The 13,041-nt window shown below is 72.9% G+C and carries 12 protein-coding genes and 1 pseudogene; all 13 read left to right on the forward strand.

Annotation, left to right across the window (positions count from 1 at the left end):
* Positions 1–681 precede the first annotated feature (681 nt).
* Positions 682–1,578, forward strand: a complete 897-nt coding sequence (locus tag IFT45_RS07030) for a hypothetical protein (protein ID WP_192127436.1) — start codon at positions 682–684, stop codon at positions 1,576–1,578.
* Positions 1,535–2,575 carry an HAD-IIA family hydrolase gene (locus IFT45_RS07035; protein ID WP_192127785.1) on the forward strand — a complete coding sequence of 347 codons (1,041 nt, stop codon included), beginning with the start codon at positions 1,535–1,537 and terminating at the stop codon, positions 2,573–2,575. The genes IFT45_RS07030 and IFT45_RS07035 overlap by 44 nt, the downstream gene beginning before the upstream one ends.
* 13 nt (positions 2,576–2,588) lie before the next feature.
* A complete protein-coding gene (locus tag IFT45_RS07040) occupies positions 2,589–2,798 on the forward strand; it encodes a hypothetical protein (RefSeq protein WP_192127851.1) in 210 nt (69 codons plus the stop codon).
* A gap of 59 nt (positions 2,799–2,857) precedes the next feature.
* Positions 2,858–3,685, forward strand: a complete 828-nt coding sequence (locus IFT45_RS07045) for a TlyA family RNA methyltransferase (protein WP_185234027.1) — start codon at positions 2,858–2,860, stop codon at positions 3,683–3,685.
* Entirely contained in the window at positions 3,649–4,611 is a 963-nt protein-coding gene (locus IFT45_RS07050) for an NAD kinase (RefSeq protein ID WP_185232930.1), read from the forward strand. Before IFT45_RS07045 ends, IFT45_RS07050 begins: the two co-directional genes overlap by 37 nt.
* The gene (gene recN, locus IFT45_RS07055; protein ID WP_167259375.1) at positions 4,608–6,314 is read left to right on the forward strand and encodes a DNA repair protein RecN; all 1,707 of its coding nucleotides are present in this window, start codon (positions 4,608–4,610) and stop codon (positions 6,312–6,314) included. The genes IFT45_RS07050 and recN overlap by 4 nt, the downstream gene beginning before the upstream one ends.
* 89 nt (positions 6,315–6,403) lie before the next feature.
* Entirely contained in the window at positions 6,404–8,161 is a 1,758-nt protein-coding gene (locus IFT45_RS07060) for a CTP synthase (RefSeq protein ID WP_192127787.1), read from the forward strand.
* Positions 8,161–8,730, forward strand: a complete 570-nt coding sequence (locus IFT45_RS07065) for an NUDIX hydrolase (protein ID WP_056055410.1) — start codon at positions 8,161–8,163, stop codon at positions 8,728–8,730. The genes IFT45_RS07060 and IFT45_RS07065 overlap by 1 nt, the downstream gene beginning before the upstream one ends.
* A gap of 22 nt (positions 8,731–8,752) precedes the next feature.
* Entirely contained in the window at positions 8,753–9,688 is a 936-nt protein-coding gene (locus tag IFT45_RS07070) for a tyrosine recombinase (RefSeq protein ID WP_192127438.1), read from the forward strand.
* A gap of 58 nt (positions 9,689–9,746) precedes the next feature.
* Complete coding sequence (locus IFT45_RS07075) at positions 9,747–10,655, forward strand: ParA family protein (RefSeq protein ID WP_082514396.1); 909 nt, start codon at positions 9,747–9,749, stop codon at positions 10,653–10,655.
* Positions 10,656–10,701: 46 nt separating this feature from the next.
* Entirely contained in the window at positions 10,702–11,535 is an 834-nt protein-coding gene (locus IFT45_RS07080; RefSeq protein ID WP_371810938.1) for a ScpA family protein, read from the forward strand.
* Positions 11,525–12,118 carry an SMC-Scp complex subunit ScpB gene (gene scpB / locus IFT45_RS07085; protein ID WP_192127441.1) on the forward strand — a complete coding sequence of 198 codons (594 nt, stop codon included), beginning with the start codon at positions 11,525–11,527 and terminating at the stop codon, positions 12,116–12,118. The genes IFT45_RS07080 and scpB overlap by 11 nt, the downstream gene beginning before the upstream one ends.
* A pseudogene (locus IFT45_RS07090) lies at positions 12,108–12,899 on the forward strand (pseudouridine synthase); the annotation flags it as partial. The gene scpB and the pseudogene IFT45_RS07090, both read left to right, overlap by 11 nt.
* Between the last annotated feature and the right edge of the window lie 142 nt (positions 12,900–13,041).

Here is a 13,041-nt window from a genome sequence, read left to right on the forward strand (position 1 = left end):
CCTTTCGTGTTTGTCCGCCCTTCCCGGGCGAAGGCCCTGAGATAGAGTCGGGGCGCCACAACACAACAGCAGCCAGAAGACCCGAGGAGAACCTCTGTGAGCGACCGCGACGACGACCGAGACGACCGGCCCCGACGTTCCCCTTCCTCTGGCGGCTCCACGGGCTCCGGCACCGGTCGTGACGGCGGACGCCGTGACGCGCGAGGCCCGGCACAGGGCAGCCCCGACGGGCAGCGCGGCTCGGCTGACCGCCGGTCGGGTTCTGGCCCCCGTCAGGGAGATCGGCCTCAGAGGTCCGATCGTCCGTCCAGCGACCGACCGCAGCGTTCTGACCGTCCGTCGTACGGTGACCGTCCGCAGCGGTCCGACCGCCCGTCAGGTGATCGTCCGCAGCGGTCAGATCGTCCGTCGTACGGTGACCGTCCGCAGCGGTCCGACCGCCCCTCGGGTGATCGCCCGCAGCGCTCGGACCGTCCGTCCTACGGCGACCGCCCCCAGCGGTCCGACCGTCCGGGCGGGGGCGACCGTCGGGGCGCGCCCGGCCGTGGGGCCGCAGCCGGCGGTCGTGGCGGTGGCCGCGACTCCTTCAACTCGCGGGATCGCCAGACCCCGGAAGAGCGCGACCCGTACGGCCTGAAGTCCGTCCGGCCGGCCCAGGAGGTCGCCCATGTCCCTGACGACGTGGAGCCCCGCGACCTGGACAAGGTCGCTCGTGGCGAGCTCAAGACGCTGAGCAAGGAGAACGCGGACTGGGTCGCCAAGCACCTCGTGATGGCGGGCCGCCTCATCGACGAGGACCCGGAGGAGGCCCACAAGCACGCCCTCTCGGCCGGTCGTCGTGCCGGCCGCATCGGTGTCGTGCGCGAGACGATCGCCATCACGGCCTACACCGTCGGTGACTACGCCATGGCCCTCCGCGAGCTGCGCACGTACCGTCGCATCTCCGGTCGTGACGACCACCTGCCCCTGATGGTCGACAGCGAGCGGGGCCTCGAGCGTCCGGAGCGCGCCCTCGAGCTGGGCCGCTCGGTCGACGTGGCCACGCTCGACGTTCCCGTCCGCGTGCAGCTCGCCATCGCGATGTCGGGCGCCCGCCTCGATCTCGGTCAGCCCGACGCCGCCCTGCGTGAGCTCGAAATCCCCCAGCTCGACCGCAAGAAGGCCTTCTCGTACAGCCCCGCGCTGTTCGACGCGTACGCGACGGTGCTCGACGACCTCGGTCGGGAGTCCGAGGGCGACGAGTGGCGTGCCCTCTCCGAGCGCGCGTCCGCTGCTCTCGACGCTCTCGCCGGCGGAGACGACCTCGAGACCGTCGAGATCGTCGAGGAGGAGCTCGAGGTCGACCTCGACGACGAGTGGATCGACGTCGAGGGCGTGACCGCCGAGGTCGCCGCCGACGACGAGGACCCCGGGGACGCGGACGGCCCTGCCGGGGACGAGCAGGCGACGGACGGCGTCGTCGACTCGCCTTCGGACGACGAGGACGCTGCGGACGAGCATGCTGAGGAAGACCACGGCGACGACGAGCACGGCGATGACGAGCAGCCCCACGACGAGCAGGCCGACGACCGTGGCTGACGGTCCGTCGCCGCTCGACGGCGTCGACACGGTGCTGGCCGACCTCGACGGCGTCGTGTACCGGGGCCGCGCTGCCGTGCCGCACGCTGTCGAGAGCCTGACCGCCGCCTCCCGCACCCACCGTGTCGGCTACATCACCAACAACGCGTCGCGCACCGCGGCCACGGTGGCTGAGCAGCTCTCCGGCTACGGGCTGGCGGTGGGGGAGGACGACGTGGTGACCTCCCCGCAGGCGGCTGTGCGCCTCCTCGCGGACGCGGTGCCGGCCGCCTCGACCGTCCTCGTCGTGGGCGGGGTCGGCCTGACCTCCGTGCTCGAGCAGGAGGGCTTCGTCGTCACGCGGTCGGCCGACGACCACCCCGCGGCCGTCGTGCAGGGCTTCAGCCCCGACGTGGGCTGGGCCGACCTCGCCGAGGCGTCGTACGCCCTGGCCGCCGACATCCCGTGGATCGCCACGAACACCGACTGGACCATTCCGCAGGAGCGCGGCACGGCCCCCGGCAACGGCACCCTCGTGTCGGCTGTGCACACGGCCGTCGGCCGGCTGCCGGTCACCGCGGGCAAGCCCGAGACCCCGATCTACCACGCTGCCGTCGAGCGCTTCGGCGCCACGAAGGCGCTGTTCATCGGCGACCGCCTCGACACCGACGTCGTCGGGGCGAACGAGGCCGGACTCGTCTCGGTGCTGGTGCTCACCGGCATCGACGGGGCGAAGCAGCTCCTCGCCGCCGACGCGCGGTCGCGGCCGGACTTCGTTCTCGGCGACCTCCGTGAGCTCTCGCAGCCCTACCCCCAGGTCGTCGAGCACGACGAGGGGGACGTGCACGTCGTCACCGTGCGCGGCGCGAGCGTCGCCGTGCGCGGCGGCACCGTCCGCGTCATGACGCCCGGCCCCGACCCCGTCGACCTGCTCCGGGCCGGCGCGGCCGCCGTGTGGGGCACGGGGCGTGCGATCTACGGGCTCGACATCGACCCGGCCCTCCACCCCGACGGTTAGGGTGGACGCCACCATGCAGCAGATCGACGACCCCGGGCACGAGCGCTCCGAGCACGAGCGCATCGACGATCGTCCGCCGGCGGTGCCGGGCCTGGAAGCGCGCCTCCGCCAGGTCGAGGAGTCCCCGCTGGAGTCGCGGGCCGACTCGTTCGCCGCCCTCCACGACGAGCTCCGTGGCGTGCTCGAGGGCACGACGGCCGACGGCGCGGCAGGCCCCCGGTGACGGTCGACGCCTCGGGGAAGCCCCTCCGCTCCGGACGCGGCACCTCGGCGCCCGAGCCCGTGGCCGACGAGCCGGTCGCGGCCGAGGCCGTCGACGAGCGCCTCGACGCTGCGCTCGCCCGCCGGGGCCTCGCGCGGTCCCGCACCCACGCCGCCCGGCTGCTCGCCGACGGCCTCGTGACCGTCAACGGCACCGGCGCCGTCAAGGCCTCCGCCCGTGTCTCGGTCACCGACCGCGTCGAGGTCGCCGGCCTCGACCACTACGTCAGCCGAGCCGCCCACAAGCTCGTCGGCGCCCTGGACGCGTTCGGCGTCGACCCCACTGGTCGCACCGCCCTCGACGTGGGCGCCTCGACCGGAGGCTTCACCCAGGTGCTGCTCGAGCGCGGCGCGGAGCACGTCGTCGCCCTCGACGTGGGCCACGGGCAGTTGTCGCCGTCGGTGCGCTCGGACCGCCGCGTCTCCGTCGTCGAGGGCGTCAACGCCCGCTACCTCACCGCCGAGCAGCTGCGCGGCCTCACCGACCGGGCCGACGACGTCGACCTCGTCGTGGCCGACCTCTCGTTCATCTCGCTGACGATGGTCCTCCCCGCGCTCACCGCGTCGCTCGGCACCGGCGCCGACTTCGTCCTCCTCGTCAAGCCGCAGTTCGAGGTCGGCCGCCAAGGCGTCCGCGAGGGCATCGTGCACGACCCGGCGCTGCGCGCCGAGGCCGTGACGACCGTGCTCTGGGCTGCCCACGACCTCGGCCTCGGCACGGCGGGGCTCATCCCCTCACCGATCGTCGGGACGGCGGGCAACAAGGAGTACGTGGTGCACTTCTCGGCCTCGACCGGGACGAATCCGACAGAATGGCTGAGCACGGCAGACACCACGACGGGAGCGTGAGAGAGATCACTTCGACACGACACATCCTCGTCGTCTCGCACACGGGGCGACCGGACTCCATCGGGGCGGCGCTGGAGGTCTGCGGCCTCCTGCGCGCGGCCGGTGTCGTGCCCGTCCTGCCCCTCGACGAGTGGAACGACATCCGCGTCGCGGCCCCCGAGGTCGGCGAGGTCCACATCCTCGGCGACGACGTCCTGGCCGACCAGCTCGAGTGCGTCATCGTGCTCGGCGGCGACGGCACCATCCTCCGCGCGGCCGAGCTCGTGCGCGGCACCCGGTCGCCCATCATCGGCGTCAACCTCGGCCACGTCGGGTTCCTCGCCGAGAGCGAGCGCGACGAGATGACCGAGACGGTGCAGCGCGTCCTCGCCGCCGACTACGACGTGGAGGAGCGGTTCGCCCTCGACGTCACGGTCACCACCGACTGCGAGGTCGTCTACCGCACCTGGGCGATGAACGAGGCGACGGTCGAGAAGGCGTCCCGCGAGCGGATGCTCGAGGTCGTCATCGAGGTCGACGGGCGGCCGCTCTCCTCCTTCGGCTGCGACGGCGTCGTCATGTCGACCCCGACCGGGTCGACCGCCTACTCGTTCTCGGCCGGCGGCCCCGTCGTCTGGCCCGAGGTGCAGGCGCTGCTCCTCGTGCCGCTGAGCGCCCACGCGCTCTTCGCCCGCCCGCTCGTGGTGGGCCCCGACTCCACCCTCGCCGTCGAGGTGATGAACCGCACCGACGCCAAGGGCATCCTCTGGTGCGACGGCCGACGCGAGCACGACCTGCCGCCCGGGGCCCGGGTGGAGTGCACCCGCTCGACGCAGCCGGTGCTGCTGGCGCGCCTCCGCCAGGGGCCGTTCACCGACCGCCTCGTGGCGAAGTTCCACCTCCCGGTCACCGGCTGGCGCGGGCCCGACCAGGCGGCCGCCGAGTGATCGAGGAGATCGCGATCCGCGACCTCGGCGTCATCGGGCGGGCGACCCTGCCCCTCGGCCCCGGGTTCACGGCCGTCACCGGCGAGACCGGCGCGGGCAAGACCATGGTCGTGACCGCCCTCGGCCTCCTGCTCGGCCAGCGGGCCGAGAGCGGCATCGTCCGCTCCGGCAGCGCCCAGGCGGTCGTCGACGGCCGCTGGGTCGTGCCCGAGGAGGGCTCGGTGGTCTCGCGCGTGCGCGACGCCGGGGGAGACGTCGACGACGGCGAGCTGTTCCTCAGCCGCGTCGTCTCGGCGGAGGGCCGCAGCCGGGCCGTCGTGGGCGGGCGCACCGCCCCGATCGGCGTCCTGGGCGACCTCGCCGACCACCTCGTCGTGGTGCACGGTCAGAGCGAGCAGATCCGGCTGAAGTCGGCGCAGGCGCAGCGCGCCGCCGTCGACGCCCACGGCGGCGCCCCGCTCGCCGAGGCGGCCACGTCGTACCGGTCGGCCTACGACGCCTGGCAGGCCGCCCGGGCGGAGCTCGACGAGATCACCCGCGACCGGGACGCCCGCCGGGCCGAGGCCGAGGCGCTGCGTGAGGCGATCGACGAGATCGAGGCGGTCTCGCCCGTCGCGGGCGAGCTCGACGAGCTCGACGCCACGGCCGAGCGGCTCAGCAACTCCGAGGACCTGAGGCTCGCCGCCGGGCTGGCCCACGAGATCCTGTCCACCGACGCGGTCGACGGCACCCGCGACGTCCTCTCGCTCGTCGAGGAGGCACGGCGCCAGGTCGAGCGGGTGGCCCCGCACGACGCCGCGCTGCAGCCGATCGCCGACCTGCTCGCCGAGGTCAGCGTCCAGGTCAGCGAGTCGTCGTCGCGGCTATCCAGCTACCTCGGCAGCCTCGACGCCGACGCGGCCGGCGACCTGGAGGTCGTCCAGACGCGGCGGGCCGAGATCGGCTCGCTGCTCCGCAAGCACGGCCCGACGGTCGACGACGCGCTGCGCCTGCTCGACGAGGGCAGCCGCCGTCTCGTCGAGCTCGACAGCGACGACGACCGCCTCGCGCAGCTCGACGACGAGGTCGAGCAGTTCCGGGCGGAGGCGGAGACCAGGGCGAGCGTCCTCACCGACCTGCGCCGCGCCTCCGGAGCGGACCTGTCGAGCCGGGTCAGCGCGGAGCTCCGCGCGTTGGCGATGGCCGGCGCCGAGATCGTCGTCGAGGTCTCGCCCCGCGGCGAGCTGGGCGCGTCCGGGGCCGACGCCGTGGCGCTCCTGCTGCGCCCGCACCCGGGCAGCGAGCCGCGCCCGCTCGGCAAGGGCGCCTCGGGCGGCGAGCTCTCGCGCGTCATGCTCGCCCTCGAGGTCGTCATGGCCGGGTCGAGCGAGGTGCCGACGTTCGTCTTCGACGAGGTCGACGCCGGCGTCGGCGGCGCCGCGGCCATCGAGATCGGCCGCCGCCTCGCGGCTCTCGCCGAACGGGCCCAGGTGATCGTCGTGACGCACCTCGCGCAGGTCGCCGCCTTCGCCACGAACCACCTCCGCGTCGTCAAGGACGCCTCGGGCGAGGTCACCGCGAGCAGCGTCCAGCAGCTCGACGGCGACGAGCGCGTGGCCGAGATGGCACGCCTGCTCTCGGGCCTGCCCGACAGCGCGAGCGGGCTCGACCACGCCCGCGAGCTCCTCCAGCTGGCCTCCGCCGGCGCCGACCGGCGCCCGTGACCCGACAGCGGGGTGCCGACGGGCCTCCGCGTGACATAGGATGGAACCCCGTGGTGAACGAACAGAACTCGGGCCTTGATTCCTCCTCGATCGACGGGGGGGGCCCTTCTGAGGTCCCCTCGTCCACGGCAGCCGCTCCCGCGGCCGTCACGAAGCACATCTTCGTCACCGGCGGCGTGGTCTCGTCGCTCGGCAAGGGCCTCACGGCCGCCAGCCTCGGCAACCTGCTGACCGCCCGCGGCCTCCGCGTCGTGATGCAGAAGCTCGACCCGTACCTCAACGTCGACCCGGGCACGATGAACCCCTTCCAGCACGGCGAGGTCTTCGTGACCGACGACGGCGCCGAGACCGACCTCGACATCGGTCACTACGAGCGGTTCCTCGACATCAACCTCGACCAGGCCGCCAACGTCACCACGGGCCAGATCTACTCGACCGTCATCGCCAAGGAGCGCCGCGGCGAGTACCTCGGCGACACGGTCCAGGTGATCCCGCACATCACCGACGAGATCAAGCGCCGCATGCGGCAGCAGGCCGAGGGCGAGCTGAAGCCCGACGTCATCATCACCGAGGTCGGCGGCACCGTCGGAGACATCGAGAGCCAGCCGTTCATCGAGTCGGCCCGCCAGGTGCGCCACGAGCTCGGCCGGTCGAACGTCTTCTTCGTGCACGTCTCGCTGGTGCCCTACATGGGCGCCTCGGGCGAGCAGAAGACCAAGCCCACCCAGCACTCCGTCGCCGCGCTCCGCTCGATCGGCATCCAGCCCGACGCTCTCGTGCTCCGCAGCGACCGTCCCGTCAGCGACGCCAACAAGCGCAAAATCGCGCTGATGTGCGACGTCGACGAGGACGCAGTGGTCAACGCGAAGGACGTCGCGAGCATCTACGACATCCCGTCGATGCTCAACGACCAGGGCCTCGACAGCTACATCATCCGCCACCTCGGCCTCACCGAGAAGGCCGGCGAGGTCGACTGGTCGGGCTGGCAGACCGTGCTCGACGCGGTGCACCAGCCGAAGCACGAGGTCACCATCGGCCTCGTCGGCAAGTACATCGACCTGCCCGACGCCTACCTCTCCGTCACCGAGGCGCTCCGGGCCGGCGCCTTCGCGCACCAGGCGAAGGCCAAGCTCGTGTGGATCCCCTCCGACGACTGCGAGACCCCGGAGGGCGCCGCGAAGGCGCTCAGCCAGGTCGACGGCATCTGCGTGCCCGGAGGCTTCGGCATCCGCGGCATCGAGGGCAAGCTCGGCGCGCTGAAGTTCGCCCGCGAGAACGGCGTGCCCGCGCTCGGCCTCTGCCTCGGGCTGCAGTGCATGGTCATCGAGTACGCGCGCAACGAGGCGGGCCTGACCGGCGCCTCCTCGTCCGAGTTCGACCCCGAGACCGAGTTCCCCGTCGTCGCGACGATGGCCGAGCAGGTCGACATCATCGCGGGCGGCGACCTCGGCGGCACCATGCGCCTCGGCCTGTACCCGGCCGCGCTGCAGACCGGCTCGCTCGCCGCCGAGCTCTACGGCTCGGAGCTGGTGGAGGAGCGCCACCGCCACCGCTACGAGGTCAGCAACCAGTACCGCCAGCAGATCGCCGACGCCGGCCTGGTCTTCTCCGGCACGTCGCCCGACGGCACCCTCGTCGAGTACGTCGAGCTCGACCGCGCCGTGCACCCGTTCTACATCGGCACGCAGGCGCACCCCGAGCTGCGCTCGCGCCCGAACCACGCCCACCCGCTCTTCAGCGGCCTGGTCGAGGCGTCGCTCGAGCGTCAGAACTCGAGCAAGCTCTTCGCCGACGACGCGGACGGCGCCACGCCCGGCGTGACGGACGCCGCCGAGGTCGTGGCCTGATGGGCGCCGAGGGAGAGCTGCTGCGCGACGAGCCCGCGGCCCCCGAGGTGACGAGCTCGGAGACGGTGTTCGAGGGAGCGGTCTGGAACGTCGTCCGCGACACCGTCGACTACAACGGCTCGCCCATGGTGCGCGAGTACGTCGCGCACACGGGCGCCGTCGCCGTCCTGGCGGTCGACGACCAGGACCGCGTGCTCGTCATCCAGCAGTACCGCCACCCCATCCGCTCGCGCGACTGGGAGCTGCCCGCGGGGCTGCTCGACGCCGAGGGCGAGAGCAAGCTCGACGCCGCGAAGCGCGAGCTGATGGAGGAAGCCGACCTCCAGGCGACCACGTGGGACGAGCTGGTCTCGTTCCACACCTCGCCCGGCGGCAACGACGAGATGGTCACCGTCTACCGGGCCACGGGCGTCAGCGCGACCGAGGGGGCGTTCGACCGCTCCGACGAGGAGGCCGACATCGTGACGCGGTGGGTCAGCCTCGACGAGGTCGTGGAGGGCGTGCTCGCCGGCCGGCTGCACAACTCCATCCTCAGCATCGCGGCGCTCGCCGCGGTCGCGGCCCGCTGACGGCCCGACGGGGCGGCAGGCCGTGACGACCGTCGAGGAGGCGGTGGCCCGGTACCTGCGCCACGTCACCGTCGAGCGCGGCCTCTCCCCGAACACGACCGCGGCCTACCGCCGCGACCTCGTGCTCTGGCAGGCGCACCTGGCGGCGCTCGGGCGGGACTCGGTCGACGAGGTCGAGCCGGGCGACGTGGCGTCGTTCCCCGTCGCGCTGGCGACCCGGCCGGAGAAGCCGCTCGGCGCCTCCAGCGTGGCCCGGGTGCTGTCGTCGGTGAGGGGCCTGCACAGGTTCCTGGTCGAGGAGGGGCTGCTCGAGGTCGACCCGGCCGCCACGACCCGGCCGCCCAAGCTGCCGTCGCGGCTGCCCAAGGCGATCTCGGTCGCCCAGGTCGAGGCGCTGCTCGCGGCGACCGACGGCGACGAGCCCGCGCGGGTGCGCGACAAAGCGCTGCTCGAGCTGCTCTACGCGACGGGCGCCCGGGTCAGCGAGGCGGTGTCGCTGAACGTCGACGACGTGGTCGAGGGCGACGTCGTGCGGCTGTTCGGCAAGGGCGGCAAGCAGCGGCTCGTGCCGCTCGGCAGCTACGCCCGGCGGGCGCTCGACGCCTGGCTGGTGCGCGGCCGGCCCGAGTTCTCGGCCCGGGGCGACGCGACCCCCGCGCTCTTCCTCGGCGCGCGGGGCGCCCGGCTCTCGCGGCAGAACGCCTGGCTGGTGATCAGCGGCGCGGCCGACCGGGCCGAGCTCGGCCTCGACGTGTCGCCGCACACGCTGCGCCACTCGTTCGCCACCCACCTGCTCGAGGGCGGGGCCGACGTGCGCGTCGTGCAGGAGCTGCTCGGGCACTCGTCGGTGGCCACGACGCAGATCTACACGCTGGTCACGGCGGACGCCCTCCGCGACATGTACTCGACCGCCCACCCCCGGGCCCGGAAGGCCGTCAGACCTTCACCTGCCGCATGAGGCTTCCTGTGCACGGGCCGGGCGCGGCAGCCGCGCCCCGCTCGGGGGCGCTCGTACTATGGAGCCCGTGAGCACCAAGCCGACCCCGAGCACACCCGCCCTCTTCGAGAGCGCTCCGGCGGCCGTCCCCGCGAACGGCCCGACGGGGCGACCCCGCACCGAGTTCCCGACGCCCGACGTGCTGGCGAGCCACGGCCCCGCGCGCATCATCACGCTCTGCAACCAGAAGGGCGGCGTGGGCAAGACCACGACGACCATCAACCTGGGCGCCGCGTTCGCCGAGTACGGCCGCCGCGTGCTCGCCATCGACTTCGACCCGCAGGGCGCGCTCACCGCCGGCCTCGGCGTGCAGTCGCACGACCAGTCGACGATCTACGACCTCATGATCGGCGCCGTCCGCGACGCACACGACGTCATCGTGCCGACCCGCGTCGAGGGCCTCGACGTGATGCCGGCCAACATCGACCTCTCCGCCGCCGAGGTGCACCTCGTCAACGAGGTCGCCCGCGAGCAGATCCTCGCGCGCATCCTCCGCCAGGTCAGCGCCGAGTACGACGTCATCCTGATCGACTGCCAGCCCTCGCTGGGGCTGCTGACCGTGAACGCCCTCACCGCGGCGCACGGCGTGCTCATCCCGCTCGAGTGCGAGTTCTTCGCCCTCCGCGGCGTCGCCCTGCTCGTCGAGACGATCGAGAAGGTGCGCGACCGGCTCAACCCCGCCATCGAGCTCGACGGCATCCTGCCGACGATGTTCGACTCGCGCACGCTGCACAGCCGCGAGGTGCTCGAGCGCGTCGTCGAGGCGTTCGGCGACGAGGTGCTCGAGACCGTCATCGGCCGCACCGTCAAGTTCCCCGACGCCTCCGTCGCCGGGACCCCGATCACGAAGTTCGCGCCCGAGCACCCCGCGGCCCAGGCGTACCGCCAGCTGGCCCGAGAGCTGATCGCGCGTGGTGCCGCAGCCTGAGCCGGCCACGACGGTGACGGTCGACGTCGCTCCCGAGCGGGGCGGCGTGGTGGACGCTGCCGCCTCGACGCGGGGCGACGCCCCCGTGCCGCCGGAGGTGCCCGGCTTCGCCGTGGCCCTCGACAACTTCACCGGCCCCTTCGACCTCCTCCTGACGCTGATCAGCAAGCGCGAGATGGACGTCACCGAGGTCGCGCTGAGCGCCGTCACCGACGAGTTCCTCGCCCACCTCCGACGGCTCGACACCGACGCCGACCTCGACCAGGCCAGCGGCTTCATCGTCGTCGCCGCGACCCTGCTCGACCTCAAGGTCGCCGGGCTGCTGCCGCAGGGCGAGCTCGTCGACGCGGAGGACGTGGCCCTGCTCGAGGCCCGCGACCTGCTCTTCGCCCGCCTGCTGCAGTACCGCGCGTTCAAGCTCGCCGCCGAGTGGTTCGCCGAGCGGTCGGTCGCCGAGGCCGCACGACACGCCCGGTCGGTGCGGCTCGAGGAGAAGTACCGGGTCACGACGCCGGAGCTCGTCTGGACCCTCAGCCCCGACGACTTCGCCGCCCTCGCCACGCTCGCGCTGACCCCGGCCGAGGTGCCGACCATCGGCCTCGACCACCTGCACGCGCCGCTCGTCAGCATCCGCGAGCAGGCCGCCGTCGTCGTCGCGCTGCTGCGCGGGCGCGGGCTGCTGACCTTCCGCGAGCTCGTCTCGGGGGTCGACGTCAAGGGCGTCGTCGTCGCCCGCTTCCTCGCGCTGCTCGAGCTCTACCGGCACGGGTCGGTGTCGTTCGAGCAGATCGAGCCGCTGGGGGAGCTCAGCGTGCGCTGGGTCGCCGAGACCTGGACGGACGAGAGCCTCGCCGCGCTGGGGGCCGACTATGACGGCTGACCCTGTGACGGCTGACCCTGTGACGACCGTCGCCGTGGCCGTCGAGCGGCGCCTGGAGGCGCTGCTGATGGTCGCCGACGAGCCGCAGTCGCTCGTCGACCTCGCCACCGCGGTCGGCGAGCCCGTCCCTGTCGTGCGCCGGGCGGTGGAGGCGCTGGTCGCCGACTTCGACGGCGTGGACGGCGGCGTGCGGCGCGGTTTCGAGCTGCGCGAGGTCGGCGTCGGCTGGCGGTTCTACGTCCGCGAGGAGCACGACCCCGTCGTCAGGGATTTCGTGATGACGCAGAACCCGTCCAGACTGTCGCAGGCGGCTCTCGAGACGCTGGCGGTCATCGCCTACAAGCAACCCATCACCCGCAGCAGCATCGCGCAGATCCGCGCGGTGAACGTCGACTCGGTCGTCCGCACGCTGCTGGGTCGAGGCCTGGTCACGGAATCGTCCACCGATCCCGAGACGGGCGCCACCACCTACGAAACGACGGAACTCCTGTTGACCCACCTCGGCATCAGCTCGCTCGACGAGCTCCCGCTGATCTCCCCGCTCCTCTCCGACGGATCCGGAGGATTCGACGATGCCCACTGACACCACCCCCACCTCTGACGACCTGCCCTCGGGCGAGCGCCTCCAGAAGGTCATGGCCGCCGCCGGCGTCGCCTCGCGCCGCGTCTCGGAAGACCTGATCGCCGCCGGCCGCGTCACGGTCAACGGCAAGGTCGTGACCGAGGCCGGTCGCCGCATCGACCCCGCGACCGACAAGGTCGTCGTCGACGGCACGGCCGTCCAGCTCGACTCGACGCGCCGCTACGTGATGCTGAACAAGCCGGTCGGCGTCGTCAGCACCCTGAGCGACGAGAACGGCCGCCCCGACCTGACGCAGTTCACCAGCGACTACGAGGAGCGCCTCTTCAACGTCGGCCGCCTCGACGTCGAGACCAGCGGACTGCTGCTGCTCACGAACGACGGCGAGCTCGCCCACGTGCTGGCCCACCCGTCGTTCGGCGTCACCAAGACCTACATCGCGAAGGTCAAGGGCCTCGTGACCCCGGCCGTCATCGCCGAGCTGCTCTCGGGCGTCGAGCTCGACGACGGCCCGATCGCGGCCGACAAGGCCGCGGTGGTCGGGGGAGGCGCGGGGCTGTCGCGCTCCGCCGACTCGTCGCTCATCGAGATCACCCTGCACTCGGGGCGCAACCGCGTCGTGCGCCGCATGCTCGAGGCGGTCGGGCACCCGGTCATCGACCTGGTGCGCCGGTCGTTCGGGCCGCTGCACCTCGGCACGCTCAAGGTCGGCCACATGCGCTCGCTGAACAAGGCGGAGCTCGGCGCCATCCTCACCATCTCGCGCGACGCCTCCCCGTCGCCCCGCGTCGACGCGATGCCCGTCACCGAGAGCGCCGACGCGCCGGTCGACGAGGCCGACGTCGTCGAGGTGCCCCTCGACGAGGCCGAGGTCGAGAAGGAGTACTACGACGAGGACGACGAGGAGTTCGACCCCGAGACCGACG

The organism is Frigoribacterium sp. CFBP 13707, assembly GCF_014842245.1.
Taxonomy (GTDB): domain Bacteria; phylum Actinomycetota; class Actinomycetes; order Actinomycetales; family Microbacteriaceae; genus Frigoribacterium; species Frigoribacterium endophyticum.